Source organism: Rhizobium sp. 11_C7_N12_5, assembly GCF_051811145.1.
Classification (GTDB): Bacteria; Pseudomonadota; Alphaproteobacteria; order Rhizobiales; family Rhizobiaceae; genus Rhizobium; species Rhizobium lusitanum.
The window spans coordinates 3,697,125-3,714,684 of sequence record NZ_JBPWPY010000001.1; the positions used below are offsets into that span (position 1 = coordinate 3,697,125).

14 protein-coding genes are annotated in these 17,560 nt (G+C 60.9%); 8 read left to right on the forward strand and 6 right to left on the reverse strand.

The annotated features are described in order from the left end of the window. Positions 1-36: 36 nt before the first annotated feature. From AB8B29_RS18075 to pncB, 7 genes are all read left to right on the forward strand, one after another. The gene (locus tag AB8B29_RS18075; RefSeq protein ID WP_037200359.1) at positions 37-657 is read left to right on the forward strand and encodes a TetR/AcrR family transcriptional regulator; all 621 of its coding nucleotides are present in this window, start codon (positions 37-39) and stop codon (positions 655-657) included. Between the two features lie 109 nt (positions 658-766). After that, on the forward strand, positions 767-2,605 hold the full coding sequence (locus AB8B29_RS18080) for an extracellular solute-binding protein (protein WP_037200360.1): 1,839 nt from the start codon (positions 767-769) through the stop codon (positions 2,603-2,605). A gap of 169 nt (positions 2,606-2,774) precedes the next feature. Next, positions 2,775-3,866: a microcin C ABC transporter permease YejB gene (locus AB8B29_RS18085; protein ID WP_037200362.1), complete on the forward strand. Its 1,092-nt coding sequence runs from the start codon at positions 2,775-2,777 to the stop codon at positions 3,864-3,866. Beyond that, complete coding sequence (locus AB8B29_RS18090) at positions 3,866-5,020, forward strand: ABC transporter permease (RefSeq protein WP_037200364.1); 1,155 nt, start codon at positions 3,866-3,868, stop codon at positions 5,018-5,020. The genes AB8B29_RS18085 and AB8B29_RS18090 overlap by 1 nt, the downstream gene beginning before the upstream one ends. Beyond that, the gene (locus AB8B29_RS18095) at positions 5,017-6,654 is read left to right on the forward strand and encodes an ABC transporter ATP-binding protein (RefSeq protein WP_037200365.1); all 1,638 of its coding nucleotides are present in this window, start codon (positions 5,017-5,019) and stop codon (positions 6,652-6,654) included. The genes AB8B29_RS18090 and AB8B29_RS18095 overlap by 4 nt, the downstream gene beginning before the upstream one ends. A gap of 11 nt (positions 6,655-6,665) precedes the next feature. Continuing rightward, complete coding sequence (locus AB8B29_RS18100) at positions 6,666-7,625, forward strand: 2-hydroxyacid dehydrogenase (protein ID WP_112442607.1); 960 nt, start codon at positions 6,666-6,668, stop codon at positions 7,623-7,625. Positions 7,626-7,963: 338 nt separating this feature from the next. Beyond that, a complete protein-coding gene (gene pncB / locus AB8B29_RS18105; protein WP_037200368.1) occupies positions 7,964-9,268 on the forward strand; it encodes a nicotinate phosphoribosyltransferase in 1,305 nt (434 codons plus the stop codon). A gap of 85 nt (positions 9,269-9,353) precedes the next feature. On the opposite strand, the gene AB8B29_RS18110 is transcribed toward pncB, so the two are convergent. Beyond that, positions 9,354-10,307 (reverse strand): stage V sporulation protein S, encoded by a 954-nt coding sequence (locus AB8B29_RS18110; RefSeq protein ID WP_037200369.1) that lies wholly within the window; start codon positions 10,305-10,307, stop codon positions 9,354-9,356. A 176-nt stretch (positions 10,308-10,483) separates the two neighbouring features. Here AB8B29_RS18110 and AB8B29_RS18115 point away from each other — a divergent pair, with 176 nt between their 5' ends. After that, complete coding sequence (locus tag AB8B29_RS18115) at positions 10,484-12,637, forward strand: mechanosensitive ion channel family protein (protein WP_047640323.1); 2,154 nt, start codon at positions 10,484-10,486, stop codon at positions 12,635-12,637. Positions 12,638-12,664: 27 nt separating this feature from the next. Here the strand turns inward: AB8B29_RS18115 and AB8B29_RS18120 are convergent, their stop codons facing one another. The 5 genes from AB8B29_RS18120 to AB8B29_RS18140 all read right to left on the reverse strand — a co-directional run bounded on the left by AB8B29_RS18120 (position 12,665) and on the right by AB8B29_RS18140 (position 17,244). After that, positions 12,665-13,735 (reverse strand): LacI family DNA-binding transcriptional regulator, encoded by a 1,071-nt coding sequence (locus tag AB8B29_RS18120; protein WP_047640322.1) that lies wholly within the window; start codon positions 13,733-13,735, stop codon positions 12,665-12,667. 458 nt (positions 13,736-14,193) lie between these two features. After that, positions 14,194-14,922, reverse strand: a complete 729-nt coding sequence (locus tag AB8B29_RS18125; protein ID WP_047640320.1) for an SDR family NAD(P)-dependent oxidoreductase — start codon at positions 14,920-14,922, stop codon at positions 14,194-14,196. Beyond that, a complete protein-coding gene (locus tag AB8B29_RS18130) occupies positions 14,919-16,040 on the reverse strand; it encodes an alkene reductase (RefSeq protein WP_047640319.1) in 1,122 nt (373 codons plus the stop codon). Before AB8B29_RS18130 ends, AB8B29_RS18125 begins: the two co-directional genes overlap by 4 nt. A gap of 138 nt (positions 16,041-16,178) precedes the next feature. Continuing rightward, positions 16,179-16,985, reverse strand: a complete 807-nt coding sequence (locus tag AB8B29_RS18135) for an alpha/beta fold hydrolase (protein WP_037200376.1) — start codon at positions 16,983-16,985, stop codon at positions 16,179-16,181. Positions 16,986-17,073: 88 nt separating this feature from the next. Next, positions 17,074-17,244 carry a hypothetical protein gene (locus tag AB8B29_RS18140; RefSeq protein ID WP_174156925.1) on the reverse strand — a complete coding sequence of 57 codons (171 nt, stop codon included), beginning with the start codon at positions 17,242-17,244 and terminating at the stop codon, positions 17,074-17,076. Between the last annotated feature and the right edge of the window lie 316 nt (positions 17,245-17,560).

A 17,560-nucleotide genomic window follows, 5' to 3' on the forward strand; every position in this document is an offset into this window, starting at 1 on the left:
GAAACATGAGGGCATCCTCACAATGGAAATATGAGGATGACCTCACAAAAATCAAGTGAAGAATTGAAGACGCGCACCCCGAAGCGGCAGCGCGGCCATGATCGTGTCGTCGTCCTGCTGGAAGCGGCCGCAAGGGTCTTTGCGCGGAAGGGTTATGAAGCCGCAACGATGACTGAGATCGCGGCCGAGGCGCAATCCTCCATCGGCTCGCTCTATCAATTCTTTCCGACCAAGCCTTTGCTTGCCGAGGCGCTGCATATCGATCGCCTGGAGCGGCTGAAGGCGGGTCTTCAGAACCTGGCGGAACGCAGTTCCGGCCTCTCCGCAGCCGATAGCGGCGAAGCGATCTTCGATGCGCTTGGCGCATTTATCGAAGAATTTCCGGAATTTCCTGTGCTTGCCGCGCGCCGCGATATCCCTAAAGACCGGAAGATGCGCTCGCGTGCGGAATTGAAAGAGTTGATCGCCGCCGTCTTGCGGCGAGCGGAGCCGTCGATATCGGACGATATCACGCTGATGTCGGGTATCGTCCTCGAACTGTTGCGCATCGCCGCGGCCGTCGCCAACGAACCCGACGCCAAAGAGGACCAACGCGTCGTCAGCGAATTGCGCCTGATGCTGCGCCGGCGTCTCGAAGAAGCCACCTCCAAAACCTGATTTCGAGAGCTGCCAAACGATTGCGGAGGGAAGAGGTGAGCAATTGCGTCCTGTTTTTTGCCCTCATTTGGCTTATGCTGATTCTAGGAAAAGCATCAGGAGATGATGAATGGCATTGACGCGGTTGAAAGCAGGCTTGGTTGTTTCTCTCATGTGCCTGCTGGCCCTGCCAGCGTCCTCGAAAGCCGAAGAGCCGCAATTCCGCATCGGCACGGCCATTCTCGGCGATCTCAAATACCAGCCCGGTTTCAAGCATTTCGATTACGTCAATCCGAATGCGCCGAAGGGCGGCGAGGTGAAGCTGTCGAGCAGCGGCACGTTTGACACCTTCAATCCTGTCCTGTCGAAGGGCAATATCGCCGAGGGGACAGAGCTGATCTATGATACGTTGCTGAAGAAAGCCGATGACGAGGCCAATTCTTCCTATGGTTTGCTTGCCGAGGGCGTCTCTTATCCGGATGACGTTTCGAGCGCCACGTTTCGGCTGCGCGCCGAAGCGAAGTGGCCCGACGGCACGCCGGTAACGCCCGAGGATGTGATCTTCAGTTTTGAGAAAACCAAAGAACTCAATCTGATGGTCACAAGCTACTACGCCCATGTCGTGGGCGCCGAGAAAACCGGTGAGCGCGACGTTACCTTCCGTTTTAATGAGAAGGGCAACCGCGAACTTCCCTCGATCCTGGGCCAACTGACCATTCTGCCGAAACACTGGTGGGAAGCAAATGGCCCCGATGGCAAGCCGCGCGATATCTCGCGCACCACGCTCGAGCCCGTCATGGGGTCGGGTCCCTATAAGATTGCTTCCTTCCAGCCTGGCTCTTCGATCCGCTACGAACTGCGCGACGATTATTGGGGCAAGAACCTGCCGGTCAATATCGGCACGAACAACTTCGGCGCGATAAATTATGTCTATTTTTCCGACTACGACGTCGCGTTCGAGGCGTTTCGTAGCGGCGTCATCGATTACTGGCAGGACAATTCCACAAGCCATTGGGTGACCGGCTACGATTTTCCAGCTGCCAAGGACGGCCGCATCAAGCGGGAGGAACTACCCAACACGCTGCGCTCGGTCGGCATCATGCAGGCGCTCGTTCCCAATATGCGACGCGCGCAATTCAAGGACGAGCGTGTCCGCGAGGCGCTGAACTACGTTTACGATTTCGAGGAGCTCAACCGAACCCTTTCCTTCGGGAAGTTGACGCGTGTCGACAGCTTCTTTTTCGGTACGAAATTCGCCTCCTCCGGTCTCCCGCAAGGCGAGGAGCTCAATGTTCTGAACAGCGTCAAGGACAAGGTGCCCGCCGATGTCTTTACCGTGCCCTATGCCAATCCCGTCGGCGGCGACCCGCAAAAGGCGCGCGATAATTTTCGCAAGGCTATTGGCTTGTTCAAGGACGCGGGCTGGATTCTCAAGGGCAATAAAATGGTGAACGCGCAGAGCGGCCAGCCGTTTTCGCTGGAACTCTTGCTGAACAATCCTTCGCTGGAAAGATCGGTGCTGCCTTATGTACAGAACCTGAAGCGCATCGGCATCGATGCCAGCGTCAGGACGGTCGATCCCTCGCAGTACATCAACCGCATCCGCAGCTTCGACTATGATATGATCTGGGTCGTCTGGGCGGAGACGCTGAACCCCGGCAACGAGCAGGCCGAATACTGGGGCTCCGCCTCCGCCGCCCGCCAGGGATCGCGCAACTACGCCGGAATAGCCGACCCGGGCATCGACGACCTCATCCAGAAAGTGATCCTCGCGAAGGACGTGGCGGAGAAGGAAGCGACGACCAAGGCACTCGATCGCGTGCTGCTCGCCCACCACTATGTTTTGCCCACTTTCTACGGGACGACGACCAGGATCGCCTATTGGGACAAGTTCGAACATCTTCCGGAACTTCCTTACTACTCCATCGGCTTCCCGGACGTATGGTGGTCGAAAAGCGCCGGAAAGTGAGGCTCTCTTGCAATAGGGGGCTTGCTGCCTCCAAATGCGAAGGCTGATTCGCAAGTTTCAAACTGAAATGACTGCGCCGGTCTGTATGCGGCGGAAGGGAATGTGAATTGAACGACGGACGGATTGAGGCGAGGCGGGACATGTCCCTCTGCGAGGGAGCAATGGGCTGATGGGCGCCTATATCCTCAGACGCCTGCTGCTGATGATCCCGACCATCGTCGGCATCATGGCGATTTCCTTCACCATCGTACAGTTTGCGCCGGGCGGTCCGGTCGAGCAGGTCATCGCGCAATTGACCGGCCAGGGCGACAACGCCACCGGCCGGCTTTCGGGCGGCACGGACATGCTCGCGCAGCAGGCGGTTGAGGACAGCGGCTCGAAATATCGCGGCGCGCAGGGGCTCGATCCCGAGCTGATCGCCAAGCTCGACAAACAGTTCGGTTTCGACAAGCCACCGCTTGAGCGCTTCGGCCAGATGATGTGGAACTATATCCGCTTCGATTTCGGCGAAAGCTTCTTCCGCAACACGTCGGTCATCGACCTCATTGGCCAAAAACTGCCGGTGTCGATCTCGCTTGGCATCTGGATCCTGATCTTCTCTTACGCGATCTCAATCCCGCTGGGCATCCGCAAGGCGGTGCAGGATGGATCGACCTTCGATGTCTGGACCTCGGGCATCATCATCATCGGCTATGCCGTCCCGAGCTTCCTGTTCGGCATCATGCTGATCGTGCTGTTTGCCGGCGGCTCCTTCTTCGATTGGTTCCCGCTGCGTGGTCTCGTCTCCGACAATTTCGCCGATCTCAACTGGTGGCAGAAGATCCTCGATTATCTCTGGCATCTGGTGCTGCCGCTGATTTCGCTGTCGCTCGCCGCCTTTGCCACCACGACGCTGCTCACCAAGAATTCCTTTATCGAGGAAATCAAGAAGCAATATGTCACCACCGCTCGCGCCAAGGGGTTGAGCGAGCGGCGCGTGCTCTATGGCCATGTCTTCCGCAACGCCATGCTGATCGTCATCGCCGGCTTTCCCGGCGCCTTCATTTCCGCCTTCTTCACCGGTTCGCTGCTGATCGAGAACATCTTCTCGCTGGATGGCCTCGGCCGCCTCAGCTATCTCTCCGTCGTCCAGCGCGACTATCCAGTGGTGTTTGCGACGCTCTTCATCTTTTCGCTGCTCGGCCTCGTCGTCGGCCTCGTTTCCGACCTGATCTACACCTGGATCGATCCTCGCATCGACTTCGAACGGAGGGATGTGTGATGGATGCAGCCAACCCTCCGGCAACCCCGACGACGGTAAAGCCGCCGCGCAAGGGGCTGTTCTCGCCGACCAACGTGCGCCGCTGGGAGAATTTCAAGGCGAACCGCCGTGGCTACTGGTCGCTCTGGATCTTCCTCGTTCTGTTCGTCCTCACCCTCGGCGCCGAGTTCATCGCCAACGACCGGCCGATCCTGGTCTCCTACAAGGGCGAGATCCTGACGCCGATCTTTGTCGATTATCCCGAAGAGAAGTTCGGCGGCTTCCTGGCGCAGACGGATTACCGCGCGCAGGACATTCAGGACGAGATCAATGCCAATGGCTGGATGCTCTGGCCGCCGATCCACTATTCCTATCAGACGGCAAATTCCAACCTTCCCCAAGGAAAGTCGGCGCCGACCCCGCCGTTCTGGATGATGAGCAAGGAGCAGCGCTGCTCAGGCTATGCGGGAGGCGTTGCCGACCCGAACTGCAACTGGAGCAATTTCAACTGGCTCGGCACCGATGACCAGGCGCGCGATGTGCTGGCCCGGCTGATCTACGGCTTCCGCATATCGGTGCTGTTCGGTCTGGTGCTCACCATCTGCTCGGCTGTCGTCGGCGTCTGCGCCGGCGCGATGCAGGGCTATTTCGGCGGATGGACCGACCTGTTGATGCAGCGCTTCATCGAGATCTGGTCGTCGATGCCGGTGCTCTATATCCTGCTGATCATCGCGTCCGTCCTGCCGCCCGGCTTCTTCATCCTTCTCGGCATATTGCTGCTGTTTTCCTGGGTCGGTCTCGTCGGCGTCGTGCGCGCCGAATTCCTGCGGGCGCGCAATTTCGAATATGTTCGTGCCGCCCGGGCGCTCGGCGTCGACAACCTCACCATCATGTATCGGCACCTGCTGCCGAATGCCATGGTCGCGACGCTCACCTTCGTCCCCTTCATCCTGTCAGGCTCGATTTCTACCTTGACCTCGCTCGATTTCTTAGGCTTTGGCATGCCGCCCGGCTCGCCGTCGCTGGGTGAGATGATCGCCCAAGGCAAATCCAACCTGCAGGCTCCATGGCTCGGGCTGTCGGCCTTCTTCACCATGTCGATCATGCTGTCGCTGCTGATTTTCATCGGCGAGGCCGTGCGTGACGCCTTCGATCCGAGGAAGACGTTCCGATGAGCGAGAATTCCACTCCCCTGCTGTCCGTCCGCAATCTGTCCGTCGCCTTCCACCAGGGCGGAAATACCTCGACCGCGGTCGATGGCATCTCGTTCGATATAAGAAAGGGCGAGGTCCTAGCGCTGGTCGGCGAATCCGGCTCAGGCAAATCCGTGTCGGCCAATTCCATCCTGAAGCTGCTGCCCTATCCGGCCGCCAGCCACCCCTCGGGCGAGATCCTGTTCAAGGGCAAGGATATGCTGAAGGCGTCGGATAACGAGCTGCGCGCCGTGCGCGGCAACGACATCACGATGATCTTTCAGGAGCCGATGACCTCGCTCAATCCGCTCCATTCGATCGAACGGCAGATCGGCGAGATCCTGGCCTTGCATCAGGGCATGGGCGGCCAGGCCGCCCGCAGCCGCACGCTGGAGCTCCTGAACCAGGTCGGTATCCGTGAGCCGGAGAAGCGTCTCAAGGCCTATCCGCACGAGCTGTCCGGCGGCCAGCGCCAGCGCGTGATGATCGCCATGGCGCTCGCCAACCGTCCCGAGCTGCTGATCGCCGACGAGCCGACGACGGCGCTCGATGTGACGGTGCAGGCGCAGATCCTAGAGCTGCTGCGGGATCTCAAGGGCGCGCACGGCATGTCGATGCTGTTTATTACCCATGACCTCGGCATCGTCCGCAAGTTCGCCGACCGCGTCTGCGTGATGACCAAGGGCCACATCGTCGAGACCGGTCCGGTGGAGGATGTCTTCACCCGGCCGCAGCATGAATACACCCGTCACCTGCTTGCCGCCGAGCCGCGCGGCGAGCCGCCGCTTGGCGATGCCAGCAAGCCCGTGGTCATGGAAGGCAGCGATATCCGCGTCTGGTTCCCGATCAAGGCGGGCTTCATGCGCAAGGTCGTCGATCACGTCAAAGCCGTCGACGGCATCGATCTCAAGCTCCGGGCCGGCCAGACGCTCGGCGTCGTCGGCGAATCCGGCTCCGGCAAGACGACCCTCGGCCTGGCACTGGCCCGGCTCATTTCTTCCCAGGGGCGCATCGCCTTCGTCGGCAAGGACATAGCCGGCTATTCCTTCCGCGAGATGCGGCCGCTCCGCAACCAGTTGCAGGTCGTCTTCCAGGACCCCTACGGTTCTCTGAGCCCACGCATGTCGGTGGGCGAAATCATCGCCGAGGGGCTCAAGGTGCATGAGCGGTCGCTTTCGGCGGACGAGCGGGACAAGCGCGTCTGCTGGGCGCTGGAGGAAGTCGGCCTCGATCCGTTGACCCGCTGGCGTTTCCCGCATGAATTCTCCGGCGGCCAGCGTCAGCGCATCGCCATTGCCCGCGCCATGGTGCTGAAGCCGCGCTTCGTCATGCTCGACGAGCCGACCTCGGCGCTCGACATGAGCGTGCAGGCGCAGGTGGTCGACCTTCTGCGCGACCTTCAGAAGCGGCATGACCTTGCCTACCTCTTCATCAGCCACGACCTGAAGGTGGTCAAGGCGCTCGCCAACGAGCTGATCGTCATGCGCTTCGGCAAGGTCGTGGAGCAGGGCACCTCGGCCGATATTTTCCGCGCGCCGAAAGAGGATTATACCAAGGCGCTTCTCGCCGCCGCCTTCAACATCGAGGCGGTGCCCACCGCCACTATCCAGCAATAAAGACAATCGCCATGCCGGCCAAAAGCCCCGTTCTCGTCGACCTCAAATTCGATCCCGCTATGATCGCCAAAGTGCTGAAGACCGCCTTTGCCGATCGCGGCAGCATCAATCTCGCCGATCCCGCGAGCAAGGGTGTGGATCTGAGCCATGTCGACTATGCGCTTCTGTGGAAGCCGGATGCCGACCTTTTTGAGCGTGCGCCCAATCTCAAGGTCATTTTCTCGGGGGGCGCCGGTGTCGATTCGATGATGTCGATTGCCGGCCTGCCGGACATACCGATCGTCCGCTTCGTCGATCGCAGCCTGACGGTGCGTATGAGCGAATGGGTCGTGATGCAATGCCTTATGCACCTGCGCGATGTTCCGGGGCATTTCAGGAACCAGCGCCAGCGCGTCTGGGTTCCGCAGCATGGCCCCGAGGCAGGTGATGTCACCGTCGGCGTCATGGGCCTTGGCGTTCTCGGCTGCGATGCCGCCGCCAAGCTGAAGGTCATGGGTTTCAACGTCATCGGCTGGTCCCGCAACAAGAAACAGATCGATGGCATGGAAACCTTCGATGCCGGCGAGCTGGATGCCTTTCTCGCGCGGACCGATATTCTGGTCGGGCTGCTGCCGCTGACGCCGGAAACAACGGGGCTATACGACGCCTCGCTCTTTTCCGGGCTCCGACGCGACGGTGCGCTCGGCAAACCGGTGTTCATCAATGCCGGCCGCGGCAAGAGCCAGGTCCAGGCCGATATCGCCTCGGCGATCGGGACTGGCGTGCTTGGCGGCGCGTCGCTCGACGTCTTTACAGTCGAGCCTTTGGCGGCGGACGATCCCCTCTGGGGTCTGGAAAATGTCATCATCACGCCGCATGATTCCGCCATGTCGGAGGAAAGAGCGCTGTTCCGCTATGTCGAGGAACAGATCGCCCGCTTCGAACGCGGTGAGCCGCTGCTGCATCTGGTGGATCGCGGCCGGGGTTACTAGAGCAACTCCAGGAAAAGTGCGCAGCGGTTTTCCGTCCGGAATTGCGTAAAAATAAACAGATAGAGCGGTTCGGCGATTCCATGAATCGCTAAACCGCTCTAAGCCCCGCTGGAATGACCTCTGCCGACCACTATATCGTTCGGGATGGGCAGCTATGGGCACAGTTCAGCCGTGCCCGTGCATGTTCAAAAGCGGTGCGGTCGCTTTGGCATCAATTTTCTTTCAGTGACTGGACTTTCGCTCAACATTTTTTGATAACAGGCACCACATACGCGTGCCGACGCGTCGGCGGGCGGCAAGCATGACGTCCGGAGCGCAGGAGACGGGGCAGGAACGACATGACGAAGACGGATATCGCCACCCGCGTCTATAACCATACCTGGAAGCTCGATCCGATCATCCGCAGCCTGATCGATACGGATTTCTATAAGCTTCTCATGCTCCAGATGATCTGGAAGCTCTATCCGGATGTCGACGCCACCTTCTCCTTGATCAATCGCACCAAGAGCGTCCGGCTTGCCGAGGTGATCGATGAGAGGGAACTGCGCGAACAGCTTGATCACGCCCGGACGCTCAGGCTCTCCAAGAAGGAGATGATCTGGCTCGCGGGTAACAGCTTCTACGGCCGCGCCCAGATCTTCGAGCCGGAATTCCTCGCCTGGCTGTCGAATTTCCAGCTGCCGGACTATGAGCTGTCGAAGCGCGATGGCCAGTATATTCTCGACTTCCACGGTTCGTGGAAGGAAACGACCATGTGGGAAATCCCGGCGCTCGCCATCATCAACGAGCTTCGCTCGCGCACGGCGCTGAAGGCGCTCGGTCCATTCACGCTCGATGTGCTCTATGCGCGCGCCAAGGCGAAGATGTGGGAAAAGGTCGAGCGGTTGAGGGAGCTGCCGCACCTGCGCATCTCCGATTTCGGTACGCGCCGTCGTCATAGCTTTCTCTGGCAGCGCTGGTGCGTCGAGGCGCTGAAGGAAGGCGTGCCCCATGCTTTCACCGGCACGAGCAACGTGCTGCTCGCCATGGATTCCGATCTCGAAGCCGTCGGTACCAACGCGCATGAGCTGCCGATGGTCGCAGCCGCTCTCGCCAAGAATGACGAAGAGCTCGGCAAGGCGCCCTACAAGGTGCTGCGCGACTGGAACCGCCTCTATGGCGGCAACCTTCTGGTGGTTCTGCCCGATGCCTTCGGCACCGCCTCGTTCCTGCGCGATGCACCGGAATGGGTGGCCGACTGGACCGGCTTCCGTCCCGACAGCGCGCCGCCTATCGAAGGCGGCGAGAAGATCATCGACTGGTGGAAGAAGATGGGCCGCGATCCGCGCCAGAAGCTGCTGATCTTCTCCGACGGCCTCGATGTCAATGCGATCATCGATACCTACAAGCATTTCGACGGCCGCGTCCGCATGAGCTTCGGCTGGGGCACCAATCTTACCAATGATTTCGCTGGCTGCGCGCCGACCGAACTCAAGGGCCTCAACCCCATTTCCATCGTCTGCAAGGTCATCGAGGCCAACGGCCGCCCGGCCGTCAAGCTCTCGGACAATCCGCAGAAGGCGACAGGCGAACCAGCGGAAGTCGAGCGCTATCTGAAGTTCTTCGGCGCAGAAGATCGCATCGATCACGAAGTGCTGGTGTAGAGCGTTTTCCGTCCGCAATTGCGTGAATTGCGTGAAAATAACGCTTCTAGAATGATCGCGCGATTCCGTTCAAAGCTTGATCGCTTTAGTGGAGCTTAGCTGCCGCTATCGGCGCCACCCGCTTGAACAGCGTCCACCTGCCGTTCTCCCAACGATACTGATCCGGCGAAATAACGTAAGGCACCTCGCTGAGATCGGCGCCGATCAGCTCCAGCAGCTGCAGGCCCAGGGTGTCGTTTTCATGGGTGAAGAAGACCTTGTCGCGTGAAAGAAAGGCCGCAATCGGCGCCGCTCCGCCGGATTGCTCCTGCACCTGCGCCCAGAAATTCGGCAGGAAAGCGATGCTGGATTCGAACTGGCCGTCCACCTCGACATATTGAAACTGGCTGCGCTTGGCGATCTGTACGCCGGTCTTGTCGAGGAATTTCTGCAGGTTGGCCTGTGCCAGCACGGCAAGTTCCTCGGCGTCGATGCCCCAGCTTTCCAGCGCCGTCGACATCACGTAGCTGACCGTGGTTTCGCCGTTCACGGCGAAGAGCTTGATCAGGTTTTCCGCCTCGTCGAGATAGACGAATTGCGGCGGGTCAGGTTCGTCCTTGACGGCCTGGATTATCTGTTGCCGCGCCACGTCAACGAAGTCGCGCGCCTTCAAGACCGGCAGGACCTTGGCGAGCTCGTCGCCGTCATCAATGGCTTCGGTCATGTTGAGATAGTTCATCAGCGCCTGCGCGCGGGCTTGTCCGCGCTTCTCGCGCAGCGCCAGCAACGCATTGCTCAGGAATTTCGTCATCGTGTCGCCATTGCGGCTGTGCAGCGTCAGGCTGCCGGCCGCGGCATCGTAGTCGATCCCGATCAGGTCGCCGAAAAACGGCAGCCGTTCTTGCAGATAGGCCGCAAAGCAGGCTTCGTCCTGCAAAGCTTCGTCTGGAATGTTCAGATCGAGCGTCTTGACTGGTGTGGAGGTCACCGGTTCGGTTGCCGTGAGCCGCTGCTCGGGTTGCTTGCCTTTACCGAAGAGCTTTTTCAGGAAATTGAACACGCGCGTCCCCGAGCACCGAACGGTATTGCCGCAGAACCTAGCGCGGCAACCGCTCCGGGGCAATGCCGCCGGCGCCGATCGCGCCATGGGCGTAAGTGCCTGCTTGCCCGCATAAAAAAGGCGTATAGTCTGCAAAAACGGGGGCCGGCGGCCCGATCGCGGGAAGGGCAGCGTATATGAAGAATGTCGGGGGTAGCAGGCTGTCGATCAGGACACTGCTTTTATGTCTTTTTGCATTGGCCGCGCCTCTTGCGGCACTCGCACAAAACACGGCTGCACCACAGCCGGCGCCCGAAAAGGTTCGCGAACTCATTCAGCTGATGAACGAACCGGAGGTCAAGCAATGGCTTGGTGCCCAGCTGAACAATCAACTCGCCGCCAGCGCTCCCGGAACGTCCGACGGTGACCAGATGTCCGTCCTCTCCGGCATGCTTGGTCATACTCGGCATCACCTGGAGGTCGTATCCGGCGCGGCGATGACGTTGCCTTATGAGGTGATGACGGCATCCGAAAAGCTCGAAAGAGAAGGCAGGGCGGTTGGTATCCTGCGTATTATCATCCAGGTCGTGATCCTCTTTTTCATGGGACTTGTGGCAGAGCTCGCCGTTGCGCGCTTCATCAACACCAAGCACATGCGTCGCACCGAAAGGGCTGCCGCCATCGAGACCGAGCTGCAGGCTGCCCGGTTCCAGTTTTTGGGCGGGGTGGTGCCTGCGATCATTCACGCCTTGGTGACGCTGGTTCCGCTGCTCGCTTTCGACTGGCCGCCGGCCATCGAAAGCTTCGCCATAGCCTGTGTCATTGCGCTGGTTTCCATCAGGCTCGTCATTTCCATCGGCAAACTGCTGATGGAGTTGATCGCCATGCGCCGAACGAACGATGTTCTGGACGAGGACAGCGGTACCGCCCGCATTGCCGAACGGCGGCGTGTGGCGAGATACTGGTATCGGCGATGCACGCTGTTTGCTGTCTATTTTGCCTGCGGTTGGGCAGTTCTGCAGGCCGTCACGTCTCTCGAATTTTCCGTCGGCGCCCGGGATCTCATCAGCTATGCGCTCGGCATCGGCCTGTTTCTCATCGCCGTGACGGCCGTGTGGTCAAGGCCCGTCGCGCCGGAGGAACGTGGGGCGAAGACGATTTCCTGGCTATTGACGATTTTCTTCGTGGCCCTCTGGTGCCTGTGGGTCGCCGGTTTCGACGGCCTTCTCTGGCTCGGCATCTATGCGATCCTGTTGCCGCGCGTTCTCTCGGTATCGACGCGTGCCATCGAGGCGCTGCATGATGCGGCCGATGGCATTTTCGGCGCCGGCAAGTTGGCAGCCGTGCTTCTCGATCGCGGCGTGCGGGCACTGATCATCACCTTCGCGGCCCTCTGGCTGGGGCGGATGCTGGGTGTCGAGGCCCACGCGATGATGAGCAGCAGCGAATCAATCATCGGGCGAATCGCGCGCGGTGTTCTCAGCGGCATCGTCATCCTGCTGGTCGCCGATCTCGTCTGGCACCTGATGAAAACCTATATCGACGCCAAGCTGATGGAATCCTTGCCCGCCGACAGCGATTCCGAGGAGATGAAGGCGAGCCGCGCCCGGCTGCAGACGCTGCTGCCGATCTTCCGCAATATCCTTGCGGTTGCCATCGGCATCATCGCCATCATGATGGTGTTGTCGGGGCTCGGCATCCAGATCGGACCGCTGATCGCCGGTGCCGGTGTCGTCGGCGTCGCGGTCGGCTTTGGCGCACAGACCATCGTCAAGGACGTCATCAGCGGCGTCTTCTATCTGTGGGACGATGCCTTCCGGGTCGGCGAATACATAGAAAGCGGCAACCACAAGGGCGTGGTGGAGTCATTCAGCCTGCGCTCGGTCAAGCTGCGTCACCAGCGCGGACCGCTGGCGACCATTCCGTTCGGTTCGCTCGGCGCGGTCAATAACATGAATCGCGACTGGGCGATCGACAAGATCATCGTCAAGGTCACCTATGATACCGATCTGGTGAAGATGAAGCGGATCATCAGGGATATCGGCCAGCGCCTGCTCGACGATCCTGAACTGGCGCCGAGCATCATCCAGACGCTCAAGATGAAGGGCGTGGAACAGTTCGGCGATTTCGCGATCGAAATCAGGCTGGCGCTCACCGCCAAGCCCAACGACGTCTCTGTCATCCGCCGCAGCGCGCTGGCGCTGATCAAGCAGGCCTTCGATGAAAACGGCATCCAGTTCGCCTTCCCGACCGTGCAGGTGGCAAGCGACAGGGACGCTTCCGCTGCCGCTGCCCGGCAGCTCATGGAGATGCGTACTGCAGCCGTCGACGGCGCGCAGCAAGCGGGCTGAGACGCTGTGTCGGATAATGTCGCGGCATCACAGCTTCGGCGCCGCCGTGCTGCCACGGACGATGAGCGTGACGTCGATCATCTCGCGCTCGATCGGCATGGCATCGTCCAGCACCGCCCTTACCGCGCGTTGCGCGATCTGGTCAAAGGGCTGCGCCATCGTCGTGAGGCCCGGCTCCACCATGTCGCCCTCCGGAACGCCATCGAAGCCGATGATGGAGACATCCCTTGGAACGGAAAGTCCCCGTGCCTGCAGCCAGTTCATGGCCAGCAGTGCGATATGGTCGGACATTGCGAGGAGGGCGGTCGGCGGCTCAGGCGCCGAGAACAGATATTCGAGACCCGTCTCGACGCTCGTCTTGTGGTTATCCGTCTCGTAGATCGGAACATCCTGGCGTCGGATGCCGAATGTCTCAAGCGCCTGCCAATAGCCGGTGGCACGATCGCGCGAGGTCGAATAAACAGCCCGCTCGATCTCGCCGAGGCCCACCGGCCCGACATGATCGTAAGAGAATTCGGTGGCAAGCACGGCAAAGCGCCGGTGGCCCAGTTCCGCCAGATGCGTCGCGGCTGTCGCAGCCCCGGCGACATTGTTGACGCCGATCGACGCGACCGACGGATCATCGTCGTTCAATGCCAGGGCAATGAAGGGCAATTGCCGCTCGCGCGTCAGCTGCACCAGCTTTTCGCCGCCCTCCACGCATAACAGGATGAAGCCGTCCACGAGGGCGCTCTTGATGTTCCAGTCCAGCTTCTGCCGGTCCTTGGCCGAAACGAGCGCCAGCCCGGTGCCGCTGGCATCGCAGACCTGGGCCACGGCCGCCAACAGGGCTCTCGCCCATGGGTCGTCGAAGAAATAGGCGAGCGGCTCCACGGCGGCGACGCCGATCGCATTGACCTTTCCTGCCCGCAACAACCGCCCCGTGAGGCTCGGGCCGGCATAACCGAGCTGTCTGGCGGTCTTAAGGACATGTTCGCGCACCTCCTCGCGCACCACGTCGGGCCGGCTGAAGACATTCGATGCGGTTCCCTGCGATACCCCTGCGGCCTTGGCGACATCCGCAAGCTTGATCGTGCCCTTGACCAATAGCCTCTCCATTTTCGTTCCCGTGCACAGTAGCAGGAAATTGTATCGGTTCAATTCCGCTTGACAACGGAGCATTCAAGCGTAGGATTGAACCGATTCAAGTCAGTGAATCCGATATAGGATTGAATCGGTTCAAAAGGCAAACCCAAATGCTGACCAACTATTTCTTCAGGGATCTTTACAATGATCGTTGGGGTGATCCGGCAAACCTGAAGGCGATCGAGTCGCCTTCGGGCGCGGACAAGGATCGAGCTGCTGCGAGGGGCATTTTCGGCCGACTTCGTCGCCTGTATCGCGGTAGCCCGTCCCGCCCGTCTCCATGGTCCTTCACGATCCCCAGCGAAACTCCTGACGCTGAAAGTGAAACAAGTGCGTGGCGTCGCAACGAGTGCGATGCCACGCAGCCGAAATTTCTCAACATCGCGAAAGCGCTCTCGCGGAATTGCTAGCCTGTGCCTCGATTGCCGGCGTCAGAAATTTTCCTTGTAGGGACGCAGGTCGAGCTCCTGTGTCCAGGCCGAGGGATGCTGGCGGTGGATATGCCAGTAGCTCTCGGCGATGGCGTCGATATTGAGCAAGCCGCTGGCGTCCATATCAGGCCGCCGGGAACGCAGCCGCTCTCCGTCTATGCCGCCATCGATGATGGTGTGGGCGACATGCAGGCCGAGCGGCCCGAATTCCCGCGCCATGCTCTGGCTGATCATTCTTAAGCCCGCCTTGGCGGCGGCGAATTGCGCATAGCCCGCCTTGCCGCGCAGGCTGGCGGACGCGCCGGTGAAGATCACGGTGCCGCGGCCGAGCGGCACGAGATGGCGGGCCGCCTCGCGCCCGACGAGGAAGCCGCCGAAGCAGCAGATGCGCCAGAACTCCTCGAACTGGGCGGCTGTCAGATCGCGAAAGCCGATCGGGCGGTTGATGCCGGCGTTGAAGACGATGAAATCGGGCGCCGCGATGCCGCCCCGCGGCGCAAAGGCATGTTCGAAGAGCCGCACGACGGCGGCTTCGTCCGTCGCGTCCGTTTCGATGGCCTCGGCGCCGCCGCCGGATGCCTTGATGGTCTCGGCGACCTTGTCGATCTTCGCCGGTGTGCGGCCGGCGATGATGACATGATAGCCCTTACCGGCCAGAAGCCGGCAAAGCGCGGCACCCAATCCCTGTTCTGCTCCCACTCCGACGATGACGGCGCTTGGCGTGCTCATTCGGCGGCCTCCCTGGCATCGAACGTTGGATAGTCGGTATAGCCCTCGGCACCGCCGCCGTAGAAGGTCGGGCGATGATAGGGATTGAGCGGAGCCCCGCGACGGATGCGTTCCGGCAGGTCGGGATTGGCGATGAACAGCCGGCCGAAGGCGATAGCGTCTGCATGCCCGGCGGCAAGTGCTGCTTCGGCGGTCTCCGGCCGGAAGTTTCCGGCTGCGATCAATGTGCCCGACCAGGCAGGGCGAAACAGCTCCGCCGCCGATGGCACATTCTTGTGGTCGACCTCAGCGAAGCCCGCCCCGCTGGCACGCGGTTCGATCAGATGCAGATAGGCAAGATGCAGCCGGTCCAGCTCGCGAATGACATGGCCGTAGAGACGCAAGGGGTCATCCTCGCCGCTGTCATTGGCGATGCCGAAGGGCGAAAGGCGGACGCCGACGCGGTTCGAACCCCATACGCCGGAAACCGCCTCGACCACTTCGAGCAGCAGCCGCGTGCGATTCTCGATCGAGCCGCCATATTGGTCGGCGCGCTGGTTGGTACGCGCCTGCAGGAATTGCTCGATCAGATAGCCGTTGGCGCCGTGGATCTCGACGCCGTCGAATCCGGCTTGCTTGGCGTTGGCGGCCGCCTGCGCATAGACGTCGATCAGCAGCGGCATGAGATCGATGTCGATCGCCTGCGGCGTCTCGAAGGGCACGCGTTCGAACGAAGCGGTGAAAGCCTGTCCCTTGGCGGCGATGGCGGAAGGGGCGATGGGCAGAGCACCGCCCGGCTGGTGCGAGGAATGGGAGATGCGGCCGACATGCCAGAGCTGCAGGAAGATCCTGCCGCCCTTGCGATGGACCGCCTCCGTCACCGCCTTCCAGCCGGCGATCTGTTCGGCCGTGTGGATGCCGGGCGTTGCCGGCATGCCTTGTCCGGCAGGAGAAATCTGCGAGCCTTCGGAAATGATCAGCCCGCCCTGGGTGGCACGCTGCGCATAATATTCGGCGTTCAGTGCGGAAGGCGCGTTGCCCGGCTGGCTTGCCCGCATGCGGGTCAGCGGCGCCATGACGATGCGATGCGCGAGTTCATAGGGGCCGACGGCAAGTGGTGAAAATAAGGTCGCTGTCATAAAATTATCCTGCCTGGAGCTGATGTTGCTCCCCCGGGGCGGAAGGGCCTGTCGGCGGCGATTCGGTCTCGGGAGTCTCGAATAAGATGATGATCATCATTTATTCCAACAATCGGACGTGCGCAACTGAATCTGATATCAGGCCGAAATCCTCGCAAGGAAGGGGAGCAGGACGCCGTTGAACTGCGCTGGTCGCTGTAATGGGGCGAAATGACTGACGCCGGCCAGAAGGATCAATTCCGCGCCGGGGATGTGCCGCGCGAGGTGATCGGCGTGCTCGCGCTTGATGAACTCGTCATGCTCGCTATGCACGATGGCAACGGGCACATCGATATCGGCGAGATCGGTGGCGGTATAGTTCGGCTCCGTTCGTTGCATCAGGCCGACAGCCTCAACGAAGCTATCGAACTGATCCGGTGTTGACGACAGAGCCGTGTAATCCTTGGTGTGGCGGGAAAAGCAGCGGTCGATGACCGGCGTGGCCACGAATTCCTTCGTACCGCTCGGGTCCATGTTGCAGGCAAAGAAGAAGACGCCGGCAACGCGCTCCGGATGGGTTCTTGCGAGAATGAGACCCGTACAGGCGCCGTCGCTCCATCCGACGATGGCGGCTTTTCGGACCCCCAGCCTGTCCATCACGGCCAGAACGTCGGTAGCCATCAGCTCGTAGGTGTAGGGTCGCATGTCGCGCGTACTGCGACCGTGGCCACGGCTGTCGATGACGATGACGCGATGGCCGGCGTCGATCAGCGCCGGCACCTGATAGCCCCAATTACCGCTGTTTCCGAGCCCGCCATGAAGGAGGATCACCGGGGCGCCGCTGCCGTAGGCCGCATACCATATGCGAGCGCCGTCGTGATCGACGTGTCCTTCCGTCTCCGCGTGCGGCAAGGGCGCTGCGCCCTCCGCCTCGAATCGATCGAGACCGTCGTCCTGAAATTCCATGCTGACCTCCCAACGCGCTGCCTCCTCCAGGCAGCAACGCGAACGAACCTAGTCGATCCTGCTTCGTTTTTCCAAGAGGGCGCTGCGGTTACTTTACTGCCAGACGCTCGAAAAGATCCCGTGCCGGCGGTGCCAACTCCTCGGCGGAACGCGTGCATTCCGAGGGTTGGCGCGTGGCCCAATCGTCGGTGAGGCGCAGTGCCGCGATCTTTGCGGAGCGGCCGCAGCGCTGCCGTTTCAGGCTGGATGGGAACTGCATTTTGCACCCGGCCGCGAGGAAACGGTCATCAAAGACGAGGGATGACGGTTTCGACGGCACCGATCTCGATGCCATTCTTACAGCGTTCGGCGTGCATGATCTGCTGATCCGCGGGGCCGCTGGTCATTGGCGCCCTCCAATTTTGCGGGGTGCTCCTGCTGCGCAGGTCCATGCGGAGCACGCTCTCGAGCGCACGCTGATCGCCGGTTATTGCGGAGGATAGAGAGTTACATCACGCTGTAGCGTTGGATGGCGGACAAGGTGGTTGTGCGAGCCGCCTTGTAAATCAATCCGTTATCTCGTCCAACGCCACCGG